Origin of the sequence: Bacteroides congonensis, from assembly GCF_900130125.1 — a bacterium.
Taxonomy (GTDB): Bacteria; Bacteroidota; Bacteroidia; order Bacteroidales; family Bacteroidaceae; genus Bacteroides; species Bacteroides congonensis.
In genome coordinates this window covers 1291031-1309977 of sequence record NZ_FQXY01000011.1, presented here as the reverse complement: position 1 = coordinate 1309977, position 18947 = coordinate 1291031, and the positions used below count along the sequence as shown (strand labels likewise).

The 18947-nt window shown below is 46.0% G+C and carries 21 protein-coding genes and 3 pseudogenes; 18 read left to right on the top strand and 6 right to left on the bottom strand.

What is annotated here, in order from left to right:
• Positions 1-18 precede the first annotated feature (18 nt).
• From mobB to BQ7997_RS22755, 3 genes are read right to left on the bottom strand one after another with little or no spacing between them, the layout of a single operon-like run.
• Positions 19-1257: a conjugal transfer protein MobB gene (gene mobB, locus BQ7997_RS22765; RefSeq protein WP_073348158.1), complete on the bottom strand. Its 1239-nt coding sequence runs from the start codon at positions 1255-1257 to the stop codon at positions 19-21.
• On the bottom strand, positions 1242-1679 hold the full coding sequence (mobA, locus tag BQ7997_RS22760; RefSeq protein WP_073348157.1) for a conjugal transfer protein MobA: 438 nt from the start codon (positions 1677-1679) through the stop codon (positions 1242-1244). The genes mobB and mobA overlap by 16 nt, the downstream gene beginning before the upstream one ends.
• Positions 1680-1697: 18 nt before the next feature.
• Complete coding sequence (locus BQ7997_RS22755) at positions 1698-1901, bottom strand: hypothetical protein (RefSeq protein WP_235817343.1); 204 nt, start codon at positions 1899-1901, stop codon at positions 1698-1700.
• A 135-nt stretch (positions 1902-2036) separates the two neighbouring features.
• Between BQ7997_RS22755 and BQ7997_RS22750 the strand changes: the two are divergent.
• From BQ7997_RS22750 to BQ7997_RS22670, 17 genes and pseudogenes are all read left to right on the top strand, one after another.
• Positions 2037-2348: pseudogene (locus BQ7997_RS22750) on the top strand (hypothetical protein).
• Between the two features lie 2 nt (positions 2349-2350).
• The gene (locus BQ7997_RS22745; RefSeq protein WP_073348519.1) at positions 2351-3112 is read left to right on the top strand and encodes a ParA family protein; all 762 of its coding nucleotides are present in this window, start codon (positions 2351-2353) and stop codon (positions 3110-3112) included.
• A gap of 4 nt (positions 3113-3116) precedes the next feature.
• Positions 3117-3587: a DUF3408 domain-containing protein gene (locus BQ7997_RS22740; RefSeq protein WP_073348155.1), complete on the top strand. Its 471-nt coding sequence runs from the start codon at positions 3117-3119 to the stop codon at positions 3585-3587.
• A 1-nt stretch (position 3588) separates the two neighbouring features.
• Positions 3589-4260 (top strand): immunoglobulin domain-containing protein, encoded by a 672-nt coding sequence (locus BQ7997_RS22735; protein WP_073348154.1) that lies wholly within the window; start codon positions 3589-3591, stop codon positions 4258-4260.
• Positions 4261-4424: 164 nt separating this feature from the next.
• Entirely contained in the window at positions 4425-4721 is a 297-nt protein-coding gene (locus tag BQ7997_RS22730; RefSeq protein WP_005926215.1) for a DUF4134 domain-containing protein, read from the top strand.
• A gap of 11 nt (positions 4722-4732) precedes the next feature.
• Entirely contained in the window at positions 4733-5059 is a 327-nt protein-coding gene (locus BQ7997_RS22725) for a DUF4133 domain-containing protein (protein WP_073348153.1), read from the top strand.
• Positions 5056-7140 (top strand): annotated as a pseudogene (locus tag BQ7997_RS22720) (TraG family conjugative transposon ATPase); the annotation flags it as partial. The gene BQ7997_RS22725 and the pseudogene BQ7997_RS22720, both read left to right, overlap by 4 nt.
• 558 nt (positions 7141-7698) lie before the next feature.
• Positions 7699-9510, top strand: coding sequence for a reverse transcriptase/maturase family protein (locus tag BQ7997_RS22715; protein WP_073348152.1), 1812 nt, complete (start codon positions 7699-7701; stop codon positions 9508-9510).
• A 101-nt stretch (positions 9511-9611) separates the two neighbouring features.
• Positions 9612-10044, top strand: a pseudogene (locus BQ7997_RS22710) (TraG/VirB4 family ATPase); the annotation flags it as partial.
• Positions 10045-10072: 28 nt separating this feature from the next.
• Entirely contained in the window at positions 10073-10429 is a 357-nt protein-coding gene (locus tag BQ7997_RS22705; RefSeq protein ID WP_044544896.1) for a DUF3876 domain-containing protein, read from the top strand.
• Positions 10430-10433: 4 nt separating this feature from the next.
• A complete protein-coding gene (locus BQ7997_RS22700; RefSeq protein WP_087879900.1) occupies positions 10434-11063 on the top strand; it encodes a DUF4141 domain-containing protein in 630 nt (209 codons plus the stop codon).
• Positions 11064-11081: 18 nt separating this feature from the next.
• Positions 11082-12107: a conjugative transposon protein TraJ gene (gene traJ, locus BQ7997_RS22695; RefSeq protein WP_044544894.1), complete on the top strand. Its 1026-nt coding sequence runs from the start codon at positions 11082-11084 to the stop codon at positions 12105-12107.
• Between the two features lie 12 nt (positions 12108-12119).
• Positions 12120-12743, top strand: a complete 624-nt coding sequence (traK, locus tag BQ7997_RS22690; RefSeq protein ID WP_073348151.1) for a conjugative transposon protein TraK — start codon at positions 12120-12122, stop codon at positions 12741-12743.
• Positions 12744-12746: 3 nt separating this feature from the next.
• Positions 12747-13052, top strand: coding sequence for a TraL conjugative transposon family protein (locus BQ7997_RS22685; protein ID WP_044544892.1), 306 nt, complete (start codon positions 12747-12749; stop codon positions 13050-13052).
• Complete coding sequence (gene traM / locus BQ7997_RS25260; protein ID WP_073348150.1) at positions 13027-14391, top strand: conjugative transposon protein TraM; 1365 nt, start codon at positions 13027-13029, stop codon at positions 14389-14391. The genes BQ7997_RS22685 and traM overlap by 26 nt, the downstream gene beginning before the upstream one ends.
• Before the next feature lie 39 nt (positions 14392-14430).
• The gene (traN, locus tag BQ7997_RS25255) at positions 14431-15339 is read left to right on the top strand and encodes a conjugative transposon protein TraN (RefSeq protein ID WP_044544890.1); all 909 of its coding nucleotides are present in this window, start codon (positions 14431-14433) and stop codon (positions 15337-15339) included.
• 2 nt (positions 15340-15341) lie between these two features.
• A complete protein-coding gene (locus tag BQ7997_RS22670; RefSeq protein WP_044544889.1) occupies positions 15342-15920 on the top strand; it encodes a conjugal transfer protein TraO in 579 nt (192 codons plus the stop codon).
• A gap of 91 nt (positions 15921-16011) precedes the next feature.
• Here the strand turns inward: BQ7997_RS22670 and tnpC are convergent, their stop codons facing one another.
• From tnpC to BQ7997_RS22655, 3 genes are all read right to left on the bottom strand, one after another.
• Positions 16012-17577, bottom strand: a complete 1566-nt coding sequence (tnpC, locus tag BQ7997_RS22665; protein WP_159436740.1) for an IS66 family transposase — start codon at positions 17575-17577, stop codon at positions 16012-16014.
• A gap of 77 nt (positions 17578-17654) precedes the next feature.
• On the bottom strand, positions 17655-18062 hold the full coding sequence (gene tnpB, locus BQ7997_RS22660; protein WP_235817342.1) for an IS66 family insertion sequence element accessory protein TnpB: 408 nt from the start codon (positions 18060-18062) through the stop codon (positions 17655-17657).
• On the bottom strand, positions 18010-18387 hold the full coding sequence (locus tag BQ7997_RS22655; RefSeq protein WP_235817250.1) for a hypothetical protein: 378 nt from the start codon (positions 18385-18387) through the stop codon (positions 18010-18012). Before BQ7997_RS22655 ends, tnpB begins: the two co-directional genes overlap by 53 nt.
• A 95-nt stretch (positions 18388-18482) precedes the next feature.
• On the opposite strand from BQ7997_RS22655, the gene BQ7997_RS22650 reads away from it, so the two are divergent.
• Positions 18483-18902, top strand: coding sequence for a DUF3872 domain-containing protein (locus BQ7997_RS22650; RefSeq protein WP_120129924.1), 420 nt, complete (start codon positions 18483-18485; stop codon positions 18900-18902).
• The last annotated feature ends 45 nt before the right edge of the window (positions 18903-18947 follow it).

The window sequence follows — 18947 nt, the reverse complement described above, 5'->3', positions numbered from 1 at the left end:
ATTGAAATTTTATAGTTATTAAATACGTCTTTGTTTCTTCTTCTTTTTCTTCTTGGGTGGCGGAACTTGGCTGTTGTCGGGTGGCGCATCGTCCCCGCCGGATAACAGACTGAACAGTCCGGCAACGGTATTGCCTGTATTTTCAAGGTGTCCGGTCGGGTTAAATTCCGGCGTGTGTTCCTGCGTTTCCTGTTTGCTGTTTCCCGTCAAAGTACGGGAGCCGGAAAACAGGTCATTGAACACATTGGCGGAAAAGTCCTTTCCCAACCGTGAACCGTTCAGGACGGTACGGTTTTCGTGGTCGATGAATGTTACACCGTATATCCTGCCTGTATCGTTCTGCCGGAAAAGAACATCTATGCCTTTCGCTTTCAGTTCTTGTTCCAGTTCCTTACGGTTATGGGCGGATTTCATCACTGCGGCAACCGTCCGGCGTGTACGCTCTTTCAAGTTCTTGTCCTGAATGTCCTTTGTGGATTTCTTGATGTGTCGCTGGATGGCTTCGTAACCTACCGACTTACCCAAAGAAGAAGATTTGAACGGGTTTCCCTGCTTTTCTCCCTTGTCATTGGTCGCTGAATAGACAATACCGTTATAGGGTTTGCCGTTCGCTTCCCCTTTCACTTCCTCCGCCTGTACATTATATATAGATAGCAACGCTTTGTATTCCGTGAAACTTTGGAAACGGTAACTGCTGGCAAGTGCTTTCACCGTATTGGATAACTGGTGCTTTACGTCCCCTGCCCGGTAATCCACCTTTTTAAGTTCGGGGCGGTCGGCTGCCTGTTTCTTCTCTGCCGGATGCAGCCCGTACTTCTGTTCCAGTTCACGGGTAATTTGCTTGCTGCGGATATGCTCGAACTTGTCGTTTATCTTCTTACCCGTATCATCCACCCGGATGGAAACGATATGGATGTGATGCCTTGCAATATCTTCGTGCTTATACACCATATAGGGCTGGTTGCCGTACCCTAACTTATCCATATATTCTTTGGCGATGTCCGCAAGCTGGCTGTCTGAAAGCACATCGTCCGGGTGCGGGTTCAAGGAGATATGGATAATCGGCTTTTCCGTTTTCAGGTCTGCGGGCAGGTGCATATCGAAACATTCCATACATCGCCGGATGCTGAAATTCCCGTCCTCACTTTCAAACATACGATTGCTTAAAAGTACTTTTCCCTGCTCTTCATCCACCTTGTTTTGGTTGTAGGAAAGCGCACCGAACAGGGAACTGCCTACGCTTATCTTTGCAACCATCTTGTTTCAAATTCACGGGTCAGTTCAATAATTTGGCAGTTCAGGTCGGCAAGTTCCATCGTTGCCTTTTCCAGTTTATAGAGAAAAGCGAGAGCTTTCTTCTCTGAAAAATTGGTATGGAGAGCCTTTACCACCTGATTGTAATTCACGGCAATTCCCCTGTACTGGGAATATAAAGCGGTCAGCCGGGTATAATATTCGACTGCCGCCTTGTCGATTCTAATCACTTTGAACGGTTCGCCGAAGATACGGGCGGTGATAAAATGCGCTTTCGTGCGCATACCGGACTGGTCGAACAATGCCAAAAAGCGGGAGTGGTCTATCGCATTGAAGCTGATAGAGTACCGGAACACTGCCGGGTCTGCTTTGGGCTTGCGTCCTGCGCCACCCGGACGGGGCGCATTTTCATTTTTCTGTTTCATGCTACATTTTTTAAAGGGTTACGACTTCGGAGTGACCCTATCCCGGCTTCGTCCGGGCAAGGCGTTCAAAGCTGCTGAAAGAACTTCAAGCTGCTTAGAACACACCTTGCTATTTGCCAGTGCAAATAAAAATCCGCCTACGGACGGATTGGAGTTAGCGGATATTGGAACGCTCCCGGCGGCGGGGGCTTGGTTAGCCTGACCGATACCTTTCGGTTGCAAAGTAACGGGTATTAAAAATGCTGTGAAATAGCGGATTATAGGACAAATGAGGACAAACGAGGACATTTGAGGACACATCTCGAAACGGGTTGTTTTTCTACGTTTATTTGTCCCGGATTTAAGAAAGAAAGCAATATGGACGGATGGGAATATGTAACGGCAAGCGGACGGAAAGAAAGCGGTTTTGAAAACTTGAAAACAAGATTTCAAGATTGCAATCTTTCAAGAAAGCAGGAATACAAGCCGGATGGAATGATTGAAAGAAAACAGTCTTTCAATCGGGAAAGAAAACTGTCCGTCTTTGTGGAAAGATTGAAAGGAACAAGAATAGGAAGAAAGAAATCATTCCTGCTTTCGGGCTTCCTGTATGGAACGAAAGAAAATACTCTGTCTGTCAATCTGAACGGATGGAAAACAATAAAGATGTATCACAATAATTCAAAATGACAATGAAGAAAGAAACCTTGTATGTAGCTTTCTCCACCCAAAAGGGCGGGGTCGGCAAAACAACGTTCACCGTCTTGGTGGCAAGTTACCTGTATTACCTGAAAGGGTACAACGTGGCGGTCGTGGATTGCGACTACCCGCAGCACAGTATCAGTGCCATGCGCAAACGGGATGCCGAACAGGTGAACAGTGATGAGTATTACAAACGGCTTGCCTTTCACCAGTTCAAGACACTGGGAAAGAAAGCGTACCCGGTGCTTTGCAGTTCGCCGGACGAAGCGATAAAAACGGCGGATGAATTTCTTGCGTCTGCCGGGATGGATTATGATGTGGTCTTTTTCGACCTGCCCGGAACGGTGAACAGTGAGGGCGTTATCAACTCCCTTTCAGGGGTGGATTATATTTTTACCCCCATAGCCGCCGACCGGGTGGTATTGGAAAGCAGCCTTTCCTTTGCAGTGGCTATCCATAAACTGCTGGTAAAGAATGAAGCGTGCCGCCTGAAAGGGCTGCACCTGTTTTGGAACATGGTAGATGGGCGGGAAAAGACAGACCTCTACACCCTGTATGAGCAGACCATCGGGGAACTGGAACTACCCCTTATGAAAGTATTTATCCCGGACACCAAAAGGTTTAAAAAGGAACTGGACGCACAACGTAAAACCGTGTTCCGTTCTACGTTGTTCCCGGCGGACAAACGGCTGGTAAAAGGCAGCAACATGGAAGAACTGATAACCGAAATCGCATACCTTATAAAACTGTAACGATATGGCAAAGCAAAGCGGCGGGAAACCGCAAATTGACGAGGATTTTATGAAAGAGATTATTTCACAGGGCTTACCCGTGAAGAAACAGGAAACGCCAACAGTGACGGTGAAAACGGAAATAGAAACACCGGATAAACCGGATGATAAAACGGGTGCAGTGGAAATGGCAGATAAACCGGAAATCAAGGTAGAACCAAAGGAAGAAAAGGCATTGAAAGAACCTGCCCGCCGGAAAAAGAACGCTCCGGGCGATTACCGGGAAACCTATTTCATGCGGGTGGACTTGACCGACCGACAACCGTTATATGTCAGCCGTGCCACACATGAAAAGCTAATGAAGATAGTAACCGTTATCGGCGGACGCAAGGCAACCGTGAGCAGCTATGTAGAAAATATCCTGCTCCGGCATTTCGACCAGTTTCAGGACGAGATAAACGAACTGTACGAAAGCAAATTTGAAAAGCCGTTCTGATATGTTGAAATGGTTTATTATCGGAACACTCCTGTATTACGCCATCCTCTTATGGCGATACAGGGATAGCTTGGGAACATGGTTCACGGGTGGGAAAAAGCAGCCGGAGCAGCCCAAAAGCAAACCGACCGTGAAAACCGGAAACAGGGATTCTCTTGTAGGTGCAAGCCGTTACCGGGTGGGACAAATGAGGACAAACGGGGACATCTTAGGACACCTTTCAAAAGGGGTTGATAATGCTTCTATATTTGTCCCGAAAAGTGATGAAGCAGAGGAAGAAATACCTGCCCCGCAAGCGATTGACACCGAATTTGAAATGGAGTTTGAAACGGAAGAACCGGATATTTCGCCGGATGAAATCGAAGAGGAAGAAATCGCCTGTTACATGGGGAACAGTGAACCGGAAATGGCACAGGGTGTCACGCTGGGGGAACTGGGGCAAATGGTACAGGTCATTCAGGTTAAGCAAGCGTCCGAAATGGAAGAACGGCAAGCGGTACAAACCATCTGCCGGACGGAAACAAACCTGTTTCATTCGCTGGTGGAACAGATTAACGGGGGCAGGTCACGGGTGGCAGAACTTTTACAAAAGCATGAGATACCCGTACCCGTCACCGTTCCGGTTGCCGGAAGTAATGAAATGGCAGACTTTGACATGAACGATTTTCTTTAATGGTAAACTTTAAATAATAAGATGATGAAACAAAGAGATTACGGTTAAGACAAACCTTTCCGAACACGGGGAACACTCCCCGCAACCACAAAAATTCAATTATTTATCAATCCGCCGGGCGGACTATCCAACCGTCCGGCAATTTAAAAATCAATGTATTTATAATGAAAAAGAAAGTTCTCTTTTCGGCAGCCGTTCTTTTGGCTGCATCCTCCGCTTTTGCACAAGGTAACGGCATGGCGGGTATTACAGAAGCTACCAACATGGTAACAAGTTACTTCGACCCGGCGACAAAATTAATTTACGCCATCGGTGCGGTGGTCGGCTTGATTGGCGGCGTAAAAGTCTATGGTAAATTTTCTTCGGGCGACCCTGACACCAGTAAAACAGCGGCTTCGTGGTTCGGTGCGTGTATCTTTTTGATTGTCGCTGCCACTATCCTACGTTCATTCTTCCTCTAAAAGAACGGACTATGGCAGACTATCCGATTAACAGGGGGATAGGCAAGCCAGTTGAGTTTCGGGGGTTGAAAAGTCAGTATCTTTTCATTTTTGCGGGCGGGCTGTTAGCCCTGTTCGTGCTTTTCATCATCATGTACATGGTAGGCATTAACCAGTGGGTGTGCATCATCTTCGGCGTTACTTCGGCAACGCTGCTTGTATGGCTCACATTCCGGTTAAACGAAAAGTACGGGACACACGGGTTAATGAAATTGTCCGCACGCAAAAGCCACCCTTTCCATATCATCAACCGAAAAGCCATATCCCGATTATTCCATTTAAAACAAGCATCGAAATGAGAAATATATTAAAGGCTACCACGCTGGAAAACAAGTTTCCACTGTTCACGGTGGAAAACGGGTGCATCGTTTCCAAAGATGCCGACATAACGGTGGCGTTCCGAGTGGAACTGCCCGAACTGTTCACCGTCACGGCAGCCGAATACGAAGCGATACATTCCGCTTGGAACAAGGCGGTAAAGGTGCTGCCCGATTACAGCATCGTACACAAACAGGACTGGTTCATCAAAGAAAACTATACGCCTGACATCCAAAAGGATGATTTAAGTTTCCTTTCCCGTTCCTTTGAACGGCATTTCAATGAACGACCGTTCTTAAATCATACCTGCTACCTGTTCCTGACGAAAACGACAAAGGAACGCAGCCGGATGCAGAGTAACTTCTCCACCCTTTGCCGGGGCTTCCTTGTCCCAAAAGAGATTAAGGACAAGGAAACGGTTACAAAGTTCCTCGAAGCGGTGGGGCAGTTTGAAAGTATTATGAACGATAGCGGTTTCATTACCCTTACCCGTCTGAACTCGGACGAAATCACCGGAACAAGGGAAACGGCGGGTATCGTGGAAAAATACTTTTCACTTTCGCAGACCGACACCACCACACTGAAAGATATTTCACTGGGTGCTGACGAAATGAAGATTGGCGATGATATTCTTTGTTTGCATACCCTTTCGGATGCGGAAGATATGCCGGGCAAGGTGGGAACAGATACCCGCTATGAAAAGTTATCCACCGACCGGAGCGATTGCAGGTTATCTTTTGCTTCTCCGGTGGGCGTGTTGCTCTCCTGTAACCATATCTATAACCAGTACATCTTCATTGACGACCATACGGAGAACCTGAAACAGTTTGAAAAGATGGCTCGCAATATGCACTCGCTTTCCAAATACAGCCGTGCCAATCAGATAAACAAGGCTTGGATAGAGGAATATTTGAACGAAGCACATTCACAGGGGCTTATCTCCGTGCGATGCCATTGCAATATCATGGCATGGAGTGACGACCGGGACGAACTAAAGCATATCAAAAACGATGTAGGCAGCCAGCTCGCACTTATGGAGTGCAAGCCACGCCATAACACCACCGACACGCCGACCCTGTTTTGGGCGGGCATACCCGGCAATCAGGGGGACTTCCCGGCGGAAGAAAGTTTCTACACTTTTATCGAACAGGCTCTTTGCCTGTTCACTGAAGAAACGAACTACAAAAGTTCGCTTTCCCCTTTTGGTATCAAGATGGTGGATAGGGTCACTGGAAAGCCGTTGCACATTGATATTTCAGACCTACCCATGAAAAAAGGTATCATTACCAATCGCAACAAGTTTATACTTGGGCCGAGTGGTAGCGGCAAGTCATTCTTTACCAACCACATGGTGCGCCAGTATTACGAACAAGGGGCGCACGTCCTGTTGGTCGATACAGGAAACAGTTACTTGGGGCTGTGTGAAATGATTAACCGCAAAACACACGGGGAAGATGGAATATATTTCACTTATACCACCGAAAACCCGATAGCGTTCAATCCTTTCTATGTGGAAGATGGGGTATTTGATATTGAGAAAAAGGAGAGTATCAAAACGCTTATCCTGACCCTGTGGAAAAGGGACGATGAAGCACCCACACGGGCGGAAGAAGTGGCTTTGTCAAACGCTGTAAGTTCCTATATCGAACTGATTACTAAGGACAGTTCGGTTACTCCCTGCTTCAATACGTTCTACGAGTATGTGAAAACCGATTACCGGGAACACCTGCAAGAAAAGAACGTCCGGGAAAAGGATTTTGATATAGACAATTTCCTGAATGTATTAGAACCTTACTACAAAGGGGGCGAATACGACTACCTGCTGAACTCCGACAAGGAGCTTGATTTGTTACATAAACGCTTCATTGTCTTTGAGTTGGATAATATCAAAGACCACAAAATCCTGTTCCCGATTACTACGATTATCATCATGGAAGTGTTCATTAACAAGATGCGTAAACTAAAGGGTATCAGAAAATTAATATTGATAGAAGAAGCGTGGAAAGCGATTGCATCGGCGAACATGGCGGATTATATTAAGTACCTCTGTGCGCCCGTAAAGGTTGCATCGTAAACATCTCTTTGGCAAGAGATTAGGAAAGTGTTCTTTGAAAATAACCTATCATCAGCCGACTTATCTGTTTCGGGAAAGCTTAACCGAGCAGGGAGTGTAGCATGTCGGAAAAGTCATAAGTCAGTTAGTTACCAAACTGCGACTGAATGGCAAGATGAAAAGATAGATATGAGGATAAAGTCCGAATTGATTGAACGATAGTCCGAGTGGTCCCCCTCGAGGCTATGGCGTAAGGTAACTATCAATCGCCATATCGTGATACTACTTCAGTGTAAAGGTATGAACGTAGCAAGAACTTATCACGACACAACCGCAGTAAGCGAGTAAAGGACGGAAGTCGTATCCGACAATCTATCATGCCAACAGTTACGATGCAATAAACGGGGATTACCTATCCCGAAGTGCCGAAAGGCTATTAGGTTTGACCTATGAAAATTCGGAGTGGTAACGGAGCTTCCATAGTAGTCCGAGCAAGGTAACGCCTTGTACATGGCGAAGGGAAGCAGCTAATTATTAATACAATTAACGGAAAATGTGAGAGACATTATGAGAAGTCCAGAAAGAGTATTAAACAGTCTATCAGAACACAGTAAGGATGCAAGCTATAAGTTTGAACGTCTTTACAGAATTTTGTTCAATGAGGAAATGTTCTATGTTGCCTATCAGCGCATATATGCCAAAGAGGGCAACATGACTAAAGGTTCGGACGGTCAGACCATTGACAACATGAGCCTGAAACGAATTGAAAAGTTGATTGATACGTTAAAAGATGAGACGTACCAGCCTCAACCGTCAAAGAGGGTGTACATACCGAAGAAAAACGGTAAGAAAAGACCTCTTGGCGTACCGACTTTCAATGACAAGCTGATACAAGAAGTGGTAAGAATGGTATTGGAAGCCATATATGAGGGAAATTTTGAATACACCCCGCATGGTTTCCGTCCCAATCGAAGCTGCCATACTGCATTAACTCATATCCAAAAGGAGTTTAGCGGTGCAAAGTGGTTTGTAGAGGGAGACATAAAAGGCTTCTTCGATAATATAAACCATGATGTATTGATAAACATTCTCATGGAGCGCATTGCGGATGAACGATTCATCCGATTGATACGCAAGTTTTTGAAAGCTGGATATATTGAAGAATGGCAATTCCGCAATACTTACAGTGGCACACCGCAAGGGGGTATCATCAGCCCAATATTGGCTAATATATACCTTGACAAGCTGGATAAGTATATAAAGGAATACATAGCCAAATTCGACAAAGGGAAGAAACGAAAATTCAGTAGAGAAAGTATGGACTTTGGCAATGCAAGAAAACGTATTGTGCGAAGATTGAAGTCCGTAAAAGACGAAAGGCAAAGGGAAAAGCTAATCTTTGAACTGAAAGCAATAGAACAAGGACGGGCTAAATATCCCAACGGTGAAGAAATGGATGCTGATTACAGGAGAATGAAATATGCAAGATATGCAGATGATTTTCTCGTGGGAATTATCGGAAGCAAGCAGGATGCGCAACTGATAAAGGAAGATATTAAAAACTTCCTTGCTGACAGACTGGCATTGGAACTGTCTGATGAAAAGACACTTGTCACCCACACGGAAAGAGCTGCCAAGTTTCTCGGATATGAAATTACTGTAAGAAAATCCAACGACCAAAGACGGGATAAAAGAGGAGCATTAAGAAGAACCTATGGTAAAAGGGTCTGCTTGAATGTCAGTACGGAAACTGTCCGTAAGAAACTTTTCGATTGGGGAGTCTTGGAACTGACAAACCGTAACGGAAAGGAAATATGGAAACCGAAATGTAAATCGGGACTGATATTCAATGACGACCTTGAAATCCTTGATAGTTATAATCGGGAAATCGTGGGTTTCTATAATTATTACTCCATAGCCAACAACTGCGCCCATGCCTTGAATAATTTCAAGTACATCATGGAATACAGCATGTACAAAACGTTTGCAGGCAAATACAAGTGCCGCACACGTGAGGTAAACAAAAAATATCGTAAGAACGGTAGGTTTATCATAAAACACATGACTAAAACAGGTGTAAAGGAAAGATACTTTTACGACGGTGGCTTCAAACGAAAGAAGCCCACCTATAAATCGGAATGTGACATTATGCCACGAACAATTTATACTGCGGGGCGGACAAGCCTTGTTGAAAGACTGCAAGCCCGTGAGTGTGAATTATGTGGAGCGACAGACGACCTTGTTATGCACCATGTAAGAAAACTAAAAAACTTGCAGGGTAAGGAAAGCTGGGAACGACACATGATTGCCCGCAAACGCAAGACGATTGCCGTGTGCAGGAGTTGTCACAAGAAGATACATGACGGAAAGATAGACTGAAATTAGTGGAGAGCCGGATACGCTGAGAGGTGTAAGTCCGGTTCGGGGGCGAGCATTTGGAAACCTACCATAGAAATATGATAAGGCGCTGGATGCTTAGCCTACATAAAACCGTCAGAAAGTATTTCGGTGAAGCGATTGTAGTCACACAGGAAGTGGAAGATATTATTTCCTCACCCATTGTAAAAGAGAGTATTATAAACAATTCGGATTGTAAGATACTGCTCGACCAAAGAAAGTAACAAGTTCGACAGCATACAGAACCTTTTAGGGCTGACCGATAAAGAGCGTTCACAGGTGCTTTCCATCAACCTTGCCAATCATCCCAACCGGAAATACAAGGAAGTTTGGATAGGCTTAGGCGGTACACAGTCCGCCGTATATGCCACAGAAGTGAGTTTGGAAGAATATTTTACATATACGACCGAAGAAACGGAAAAGATGGAACTTTTCGCCTTGTCTGAAAAGCTGGGCGGCAATCTCGAACTGGCTATCAAACGGCTTGCCGAATGCAAGCGTAATCCCGAAAAATAATCAATTAACAATTTAATAATCAATCAGTATGAAACATTTAAAATTCCTGTTTCCGGTGCTGTTATGCACCTTGTTACTGGGGTTTTCTTCCTGTAAGGAAACGAACGCCGACCGTCTTAGGGCGATGCGTGGCGACTGGGAAAGCGTGAAAAACCGTCCGGCGTTCTCTCTCTTTGAGGAAAACGGGCATTATAGGGTAACGACCCGCAAAATAACTTACCGGGGGACTATCCAAACGGAAACCTATCAGATTTCAGAACAGGACGGAAACCTGTTCATCGAAACGGGGCTTTCCGTCCTTTTGACCTACGACAAGGAGAACGACCGGATTCTGCTTTCACCCGGCGGAGAATACAAACGGAGTAACCAACCAATAAAGAAGTAAGCGTATGAGAACAAAGATTATAATGCTGCTCGTAGTATGCAGCCTGTTTACCGGAAAGGTAAACGCACAGTGGGTCGTGAGTGACCCCGGCAACTTGGCGCAAGGGATTATCAATGCGTCAAAGAACATCGTGCAGACATCATCCACCGCACAGAATATGGTAAAGAATTTTCAGGAAACGGTGAAGATTTACCAACAGGGTAAGGAATACTACGACAGGCTTAAATCAGTACATAACCTTGTCAAAGATGCCCGCAAGGTGCAAAAGTCCATCCTGCTTATCGGGGAAATTTCCGACATCTATGTGAACAGTTTTCAGAAGATGCTTTCGGATGAAAACTATACGCCGGACGAACTTTCCGCCATTGCCTACGGATATACCCAACTGTTGCAGGAAAGTTCCGATGTGCTGGAAGAAATGAAAAGCGTGGTGAACATCAACGGGCTTTCCATGTCGGACAAGGAACGGATGGACGTTATCGACCGGACGTATAACGCCATCAAAAACTACCGGGACTTGGTAAGTTATTATACCCGCAAAAATATTTCTGTCTCCTACCTGCGGGCGAAAAAGAAAAAGGACACTGACCGGGTAATGGCTTTATATGGTTCGGCGGATGAACGTTACTGGTAACTTCTAAAAATAAGTAGTATGTTATTAGCAATCGAATTTGATAACCTGCATCAGATTTTACGAAGTCTGTACACGGACATGATGCCTTTATGCGGGAACATGGCGGGGGTAGCCAAAGGAATAGCGGGACTGGGGGCTTTGTTCTATGTGGCTGCCAAAGTATGGCAGTCGCTCGCCAGTGCCGAACCGATAGACGTTTACCCGCTTCTGCGTCCCTTTGTGATTGGCTTTTGTATTATGTTCTTCCCCACATTCGTACTGGGTACGATTAACAGTGTCATGTCACCTGTGGTAAGGGGCTGTAACAACATGCTCGAAACGCAGACTTTCGATATGAACGCTTACCGGGCGCAAAAGGACAAGCTGGAATATGAAGCGATGGTACGCAACCCGGAAACGGCTTACCTTGTTTCGGATGAAGCGTTTGACAAGCAGATAGATGAACTGGGATGGTCTGCCAAAGATATTGCCACGATGGGCGGTATGTACATGGATAGGGCAGCCCACAATATCAAGCAATCCGTCCGGGACTGGTTCAGGGAACTTTTGGAACTGCTCTTTCAATCGGCAGCCCTTGTGATAGACACTATCCGAACCTTTTTCCTTATTGTACTGGCGATATTGGGTCCGATAGCCTTTGCCATCAGCGTGTATGATGGCTTTCAGGCGACACTGACCCAATGGATAACAAGGTACATTTCCGTTTACCTATGGCTGCCTGTTTCAGACCTGTTCAGTTCCATTCTTGCCCGAATACAGGTGCTTATGCTCCAAAAGGATATTCAGGAGCTATCAGACCCCAATTTCATACCGGACGGAAGTAACAGTGTGTACATCATTTTTATGATAATCGGTATCATCGGTTACTTCACCATCCCCACCGTATCGAACTGGATTATTCAGGCAGGTGGAATGGGTAACATGAGCCGGAACATCAACAATGCAGCTAACAAAACAGGTAGCGGAGTGGGTGCGGTAGCCGGAGCAGCCACCGGGAACGCTGGCGGCAGGGTCGGCGGTAAACTAATCAAAAGTAACCAATAAATAAAAATCAAGATGGAATTTAAAAGTTTAAAGAATATTGAAACCAGTTTCAAACAGATACGTCTTTTCGGAATTGTGTTTGTCGTCATGTGTACCCTGATAACGGGTTATGCTGTTTGGAACTCCTACACGTTTGCCGAAGCTCAACGGCAGAAGATTTATGTGCTGGACGGTGGCAAGTCGTTGATGCTTGCGCTTTCGCAAGACCTCTCGCAAAACCGTCCGGTCGAAGCAAGGGAACACGTGAAGCGTTTCCACGAACTGTTTTTCACGTTGTCCCCGGATAAGAACGCTATCGAAAGCAATATCAAACGGTCGCTGTTCCTCGCTGACAAGAGCGCATTCAACTATTACCGTGACCTCTCGGAAAAAGGGTATTACAACCGTATCATATCGGGCAATATCAGCCAAACGATACAGATAGACAGCGTTTCATGCAATTTCGATGTGTACCCGTATGCGGTGGCTACCTATGCCCGGCAAATGATTATCCGTGAAAGCAGCATGACGGAAAGAAGCCTTGTCACCCGTTGCCGGTTATTAAACGCCGTAAGAAGTGATAATAACCCGCACGGCTTTATCATGGAAAACTTCGAGATAACGGAAAACAAGGATTTAAACACCATAAAGCGGTAAGCCATGATACGGAAAATTCTCTCTCCGGTGAATCAGGCGATTACCCATGTACGGGACTGGGCGGATGAAAAACTCCGCCACCTGTGCGGACGCATGACACCGGAAATAAGGCTGGCGGTAATCCTGCTTATGCTCCTGTTCTTCGGCGGGCTATCCATCTACTTTACGGTATCATCCATTTACCGGATAGGAAAAGAGGATGGCGAAATCCTGCGGATAGAACACATCAGGCAGTTGCAGCTACAAGGTAAAGACAGTACGAACATTTTTAATCAGTCAGACAATGGAAGAAAAAGAAGTGAAGAATGAAGTTCCCGCACCGGAAACGGACAGGAAGAAAGAACCTGAAAAACAGGAAAAAGAAAAAAAGGAACTTACCCCGCAGCAGATACAGCAGCGAAAGAAGATGCTGGTTTATCCGATTATGGGACTGGTTTTCTTGGGGTCTATGTACCTGATTTTTGCACCGTCCGATAAGGATGAAGCAAAAGTGGAAAACGTGGGCGGATTTAATGCTGATATTCCGCAACCCAAAGGGGACGGGATAATCAGCGATAAAAAGACAGCCTACGAACAGGAGCAGATGGAGAACAAGCAGGCGGACAAGATGCGCTCCTTACAGGATTTTGCCTTTTCGCTGGGAGAGGAAAACGGGAACGGGGAAGATTTAACCCTGATAGATGATGCTCCGGCGGAAAAGCCGAAAACCAATGTAATAGATTTCGGGGCGGGTACGCCGAACAATAGCCGTTCCTCCATCCAATCATCGGCGGCAGCTTACCGGGACATGAACCGTCAGTTAGGCAGTTTCTACGAAACGCCGAAAGAGGACAAGGAAAAAGAGGAACTGAAACGTCAGGTGGAAGAACTCACTGCCCGACTCGATGCGAAAAAAAACGGGGCGGGCAGCATGGACGAGCAGGTGGCTCTTATGGAAAAGTCCTATGAACTGGCGGCAAAATACATGAACGGCGGGCAGCCGGGACAGGTAGCACAAGTAACACCCACAGCAGCTATTCAGGAAAAAGGAAGTGCCACACCCGTAAAAGCTATATCGGACAGGACGGTTTCAGGATTGCAGCAGCCCATGAGCAATGCCGAATTTATCGCCGAATACAGCAAACCACGCAATTATGGGTTTAATACGGCAGTCGGCAGTGGTTATTCGATGGGAAAGAACACTATCCGGGCATGTATTCATAACGACCAAACACTTATGGACGGGCAGACCGTCAAACTGCGGCTGTTAGAACCGTTGCAAGCGGGGAACGTGATTGTCCCGAAAAACAGCCTTGTATCGGGAAGTGCCAAAGTGCAGGGGGAACGGCTCGACATACTGGTGTCCTCGCTCGAATATGCGGGTAACATCATTCCTGTGGAACTTGCCGTTTACGACAGTGACGGGCAAAAGGGGCTTTCCGTTCCCTCGTCACTGGAACAGGAAGCGGCAAAGGAAGCGATGGCGAATATCGGCGCCGGGCTGGGTACGAGCATTTCCTTTGCGCAAAGTGCCGGGCAGCAGGTCGCAATGGATATTACAAGGGGCTTGATGCAAGGCGGTTCGCAATACCTTGCCAAGAAGTTCAGAACGGTAAAGGTACACCTGAAAGCGAACTATCAGGTGATGCTTTACGCCAAACAGCAATAATCTATTTATCAATTATCAACCATAAAAATTTCAATCCAAATGAAAAAGTTAATGATTTTATTCGCTCTTATCATGGGCATGGTTTCCGTGAAAGCACAAAGTAACGATTTGTATCAGGGCATTACTAAAAAGCTCCCTTACCGCCAAATGGTGACACCTTACGGCGTACAGGTGACGTTTGCCAAAACAGTACATATTATTTTCCCGTCTGCCGTTAAGTATGTGGACTTAGGCAGTAACTATATTATTGCCGGAAAAGCGGACGGGGCGGAAAATGTTGTCAGGGTTAAGGCTACGACAGAGGGCTTTCCCGGTGAAACCAATTTTTCCGTTATCTGTGAGGATGGCAGCTTTTATTCCTTTAATGCAAAGTATGCACATGAACCGGAAATGCTGAACATCGAAATGAAAGATTTCTTGGAGAATGAGGACACAACGGATTTTAGCCATACCCGGATGAACATCTATTTTCGTGAATTGGGTAACGAAAGCCCGCTCTTGGTAAAGCTGATTATGCAGTCCATCTACAAGAACAATGACCGGGAAATAAAGCATTTGGGATGCAAGCGGTTCGGGGTGCAGTTCTTGGTAAAGGGCATTTATTCGCATAACGGGCTTTTTTACTTCCACACACAGGTAAGGAACAGTTCAAACGTGCCGTTTGATACCGATTTTATCCGATTCAAGATTGTGGATAAGAAAGTAGCCAAAAGAACGGCTATTCAGGAAACCGTCATTGACCCGGTGCGGAGCTATAACGAGATACTGGTTATCGATGGCAAAAGTACCGTCCGCACCGTGTACACCGTTCCACAATTCACTATACCGGATGATAAGGTCTTGGTTATTGAACTGATGGAAAAAAACGGGGGCAGACACCAAACTATCCGGGTGGAGAACTCGGATGTCGTGGCAGCCAAAGTGATTAACGAACTTAAAATCAAATGAACATGAAAAGGATATGCTGTATTATATCCCTTTTTGTGCTGTGCCTGACTTTCAACCGGGCACACGCACAAAGATGTCTGCCGGGAATGAAAGGCTTGCAGGTTACGGGCGGCATGGCGGACGGCGTTCACTGGAACAGTAAAAGCGATTTCGCTTATTACTTCGGGGCTGCCATGAGTACCTATACCAAAAACGGGAACAGGTGGATTATCGGCGGGGAATACCTCGAAAAGCATTACCCCTATAAGGATTTACAGATACCCGTAAGCCAGTTTACAGGTGAGAGTGGTTACTACCTGAACTTTCTTTCAGACCGGAAGAAAACCTTTTTCCTTTCGCTGGGTTTGTCTGCCCTTGCCGGGTACGAAACAAGTAATTGGGGTGACAAGCTGCTACCTGATGGTTCGACCCTGACCGATAAGGACGGTTTTGTCTATGGCGGTGCGCTGACGCTGGAACTGGAGAGTTATATTACTGACCGGGTGGTATTCCTGATTAACGCACGGGAAAGATGCCTGTTCGGTTCTTCCGTTGGCAAGTTCCATACACAGTTCGGGGTCGGACTAAAGATAATCATGTGATAAACTGTAAGCATTCGGTAAACCACGTTGCAAATATTGTGAATTAGTTCCGAATCGGTGCTATTCGTAGTTAATTCGGAACTAATAGTATCTATTCGGAACAAGTTTGATTGGATTTTGCCCAATTACGTGGTAGAAGTTCTGTCATATCCTTTTTATCCCTTTCATAATATGGGATTTTACTCAGGACATCTTCCATCCAGATTCTAGGGTCTACTTCTGCAGACTTGCAGGTGGCTATCAGAGAGTACACGATGGCAGCCCTGTATGCGGATGCGTCGTTGCCGCAGAACAGATAGTTCTTTCTTCCCAAAGCCAAAGGTCTTATGACATTTTCTATGCGGTTGTCATCAATTTCTATTCTTCCATCGTTTACGTATCTGGAAAGCCTGGGAAGAAGCGCGTACGTATATTCGATAGCTTTACCCATGCGGCTTTTAGGAAGCACTCTAAGATAAGCATCCTGCAGCCACTTTTCAAATTCAAGTATCAGCGGATAGGCCTCACGAATACGTTTTTCCTTACGCTCTTCAGCTGTGAGTCCGGCTTCACCGGCATCAGACTCTACCTTGTACAGCCTACCGATGTAATGAATCGCCTGTGTGGCCAGCGTCCTGTTTTCTTCCAGGGCATCCACGTACTTCCTTCTGACATGTGCCCAACAGCCGACCAGAGTGATTCCTTTCATCTGCTCAAACTGTTCGTAAGCTGCATAGCCATCGCATTGCACAATGCCATGGTAGCATCCCAGCAGTTCACGGGCTACCATACCCGAACGGCTGCCACGGTCATAATGGAACATGACGTCTCCCGTGATGCCGTCGCGCACGCACCACTCATACCCCTTTTTCGCTTTATGTTTCTCATTGTCCATCACAGGAATGACACTCTCGTCCACTTGTATATAATCACTGGAGAGTATCTTCTGTTTGAGCAGGTTGTACAGCAGCTTGAGTTTCTCCACCGCCATTTCATACCATCCGCACATGGTAGATTCGCTTATGCTAATTCCTGATTCGCGATACTGCTGTATCAAACGGTAGAACGGGAGATGATACATGAACTTGCCGATGATAATGTCTGTCAGAACCGAGGAGTCTGCCATACATTTGCTGACCGGAACAAGAGGTAGCGGGTGAATCAGAATCTGCCTTTCCTCGGGGTATTTCTCCATATCGGATTTACTTATCACTTTGTGACGGACGGTCTTCAGAATATATACTTTTGCCGGAACACGTTCCAGGCGTGAACTCTCTTCCTTTCCGATTTCAATGAAATCATCCTTAAGCCTGCCTTCCTCGTCTGTTGTCCCTTCGGGGTAAAGATCAATAATCTCTACAGGCAGTGAGGAAGTGTCCAGAGACTTGCGGACCGGTTTTTCCTTTACTTTTATAGTTCTGGTGATTTCTTCTTCACTCTTGCGGACTTCCTCCTCAAGCCGGGATATTTCCATGGAGGACATTGCTTCCTTTGAGAACAGAAACAGCTGGTTGGGATCAAGCGGAAGACTCTTCTCGCTCATCCGGCCAAAGACTTTTTTCCGGAGCCAGTACAGGGATTGTTCCAGCGAGGAAACCCTGCTGATAAGCGCCGCTTTATCCTGACGGAGCTTCTCAATTTCTTCCAATAAGGCTTTTTCCTGTTCTTCTGTAAGCATCTGCATCTCATTGTTTCACAATGTAAATATACTAAAATCCCATGGCATACAAAAGCGAACGGAGTAAAAAGCCGGTACTATTTTCGAAGCTTTTGCAGGTTTTCAAGTCTCGTGCGTCGCGAATCGCGGGCTTCCATGATACCCTCCACAGTCATGACAAGTTCTCGCCATTCTATATTTGCACAGACCTCATTATCGCTGGCAGAATCAGGCTTACCTAAAGTGCCGGCTTCCAGAAGTTTGGAATACAGCACCATGCCGCCTGGCTCCCAATGCAGGAGTTTTATACGGTCACGGGTACGGTTTATGAAGATATACACGTTGCCGTTGCAGGGGTCCTGACCCATGGCGTCTGTGATGATACCGCTGAGGGTATGGAAGCTTTTGCGCATATCAGTCGGGCGGTTATACAACAGATAGCGCATACTGTCATTAAGGCTGAACATGGTTGCAGGACTGGATGATTGAAAACAGTTCCTTTTCATTTAGCTCACCGCAAATGCGTATGGCACTACCACCCGGTGTACGTATTTCTATCTCTTTCAATCCGCTTGGCGTAGCCGGTGTACTTTTCTGTTTCCGTCCGGTTGTACCGGCAAATGAAGGAACCGGAACAAAAGATCCACTGTGCGGGAGCTCGATAAACTCACCTTGAGCCGTTTTACCCGATGATTGCTCGCCGGCATAACGGGATTTGCTGTCATAAAACCGCCATACAGGGATGTTGAGTTCCTCTAATCTTGACTTATAAGTCACTTTGTGCTCTTTGCAGTAGTTCATTATCTCTACTACTTCTTCTCGTGTCATCATAACTTTGCTTTTTGGACGTAAAGTTAATGACGGAAGTTTGAGGAAAAAATACGTGGTTTACCGAATGCTTACGATAAACTAACCTATTATATACAATGTATATGAGAAATGTAATTTATAAGATGCTGATAGGGTGCTACATGGTGGCTGCCCTGTTGTTAGTGAGTGCCTGTAATGACAATGTGGATATACAGCAGTCTTACCCGTTCACTGTCGAAACGATGCCTGTACCGAAGAAATTAAAGGTAGGTGAAACGGCGGAAATACGCTGCCAGCTTCACCGGGATGGGCGGTTTGAGGAAACAAAGTATTTCATCCGCTATTTTCAGCCGGACGGGGCGGGAACGCTGAAAATGTCCGATGGAACGGTTTTACTGCCGAATGACCTGTACCCGCTTCCGGGTGAAACATTCCGGCTTTACTATACCTCTGCATCGACCGACCAGCAGACGGTAGATGTGTATTTTCAGGATAGCTTCGGACAGGTGCAACAACTTACGTTTTCATTTATTTAATAATGATAGTAGTAAGAGAAAATAGCATGTTTGGTGTTATTAAAA

What these genes read in the sequence shown, in the direction of transcription:
- mobB (WP_073348158.1), bottom strand. Translation starts at nt 1,257, where the DNA reads ATGGTTGCAAAGATAAGCGTAGGCAGTTCCCTGTTCGGTGCGCTTTCC.
- mobA (WP_073348157.1), bottom strand. Translation starts at nt 1,679, where the DNA reads ATGAAACAGAAAAATGAAAATGCGCCCCGTCCGGGTGGCGCAGGACGC.
- BQ7997_RS22745 (WP_073348519.1), top strand. Translation starts at nt 2,351, where the DNA reads ATGAAGAAAGAAACCTTGTATGTAGCTTTCTCCACCCAAAAGGGCGGG.
- BQ7997_RS22740 (WP_073348155.1), top strand. Translation starts at nt 3,117, where the DNA reads ATGGCAAAGCAAAGCGGCGGGAAACCGCAAATTGACGAGGATTTTATG.
- BQ7997_RS22735 (WP_073348154.1), top strand. Translation starts at nt 3,589, where the DNA reads ATGTTGAAATGGTTTATTATCGGAACACTCCTGTATTACGCCATCCTC.
- BQ7997_RS22730 (WP_005926215.1), top strand. Translation starts at nt 4,425, where the DNA reads ATGAAAAAGAAAGTTCTCTTTTCGGCAGCCGTTCTTTTGGCTGCATCC.
- BQ7997_RS22725 (WP_073348153.1), top strand. Translation starts at nt 4,733, where the DNA reads ATGGCAGACTATCCGATTAACAGGGGGATAGGCAAGCCAGTTGAGTTT.
- BQ7997_RS22715 (WP_073348152.1), top strand. Translation starts at nt 7,699, where the DNA reads ATGAGAAGTCCAGAAAGAGTATTAAACAGTCTATCAGAACACAGTAAG.
- BQ7997_RS22705 (WP_044544896.1), top strand. Translation starts at nt 10,073, where the DNA reads ATGAAACATTTAAAATTCCTGTTTCCGGTGCTGTTATGCACCTTGTTA.
- BQ7997_RS22700 (WP_087879900.1), top strand. Translation starts at nt 10,434, where the DNA reads ATGAGAACAAAGATTATAATGCTGCTCGTAGTATGCAGCCTGTTTACC.
- traJ (WP_044544894.1), top strand. Translation starts at nt 11,082, where the DNA reads ATGTTATTAGCAATCGAATTTGATAACCTGCATCAGATTTTACGAAGT.
- traK (WP_073348151.1), top strand. Translation starts at nt 12,120, where the DNA reads ATGGAATTTAAAAGTTTAAAGAATATTGAAACCAGTTTCAAACAGATA.
- BQ7997_RS22685 (WP_044544892.1), top strand. Translation starts at nt 12,747, where the DNA reads ATGATACGGAAAATTCTCTCTCCGGTGAATCAGGCGATTACCCATGTA.
- traM (WP_073348150.1), top strand. Translation starts at nt 13,027, where the DNA reads ATGGAAGAAAAAGAAGTGAAGAATGAAGTTCCCGCACCGGAAACGGAC.
- traN (WP_044544890.1), top strand. Translation starts at nt 14,431, where the DNA reads ATGAAAAAGTTAATGATTTTATTCGCTCTTATCATGGGCATGGTTTCC.
- BQ7997_RS22670 (WP_044544889.1), top strand. Translation starts at nt 15,342, where the DNA reads ATGAAAAGGATATGCTGTATTATATCCCTTTTTGTGCTGTGCCTGACT.
- tnpC (WP_159436740.1), bottom strand. Translation starts at nt 17,577, where the DNA reads ATGCTTACAGAAGAACAGGAAAAAGCCTTATTGGAAGAAATTGAGAAG.
- tnpB (WP_235817342.1), bottom strand. Translation starts at nt 18,062, where the DNA reads ATGAAAAGGAACTGTTTTCAATCATCCAGTCCTGCAACCATGTTCAGC.
- BQ7997_RS22655 (WP_235817250.1), bottom strand. Translation starts at nt 18,387, where the DNA reads ATGATGACACGAGAAGAAGTAGTAGAGATAATGAACTACTGCAAAGAG.
- BQ7997_RS22650 (WP_120129924.1), top strand. Translation starts at nt 18,483, where the DNA reads ATGTATATGAGAAATGTAATTTATAAGATGCTGATAGGGTGCTACATG.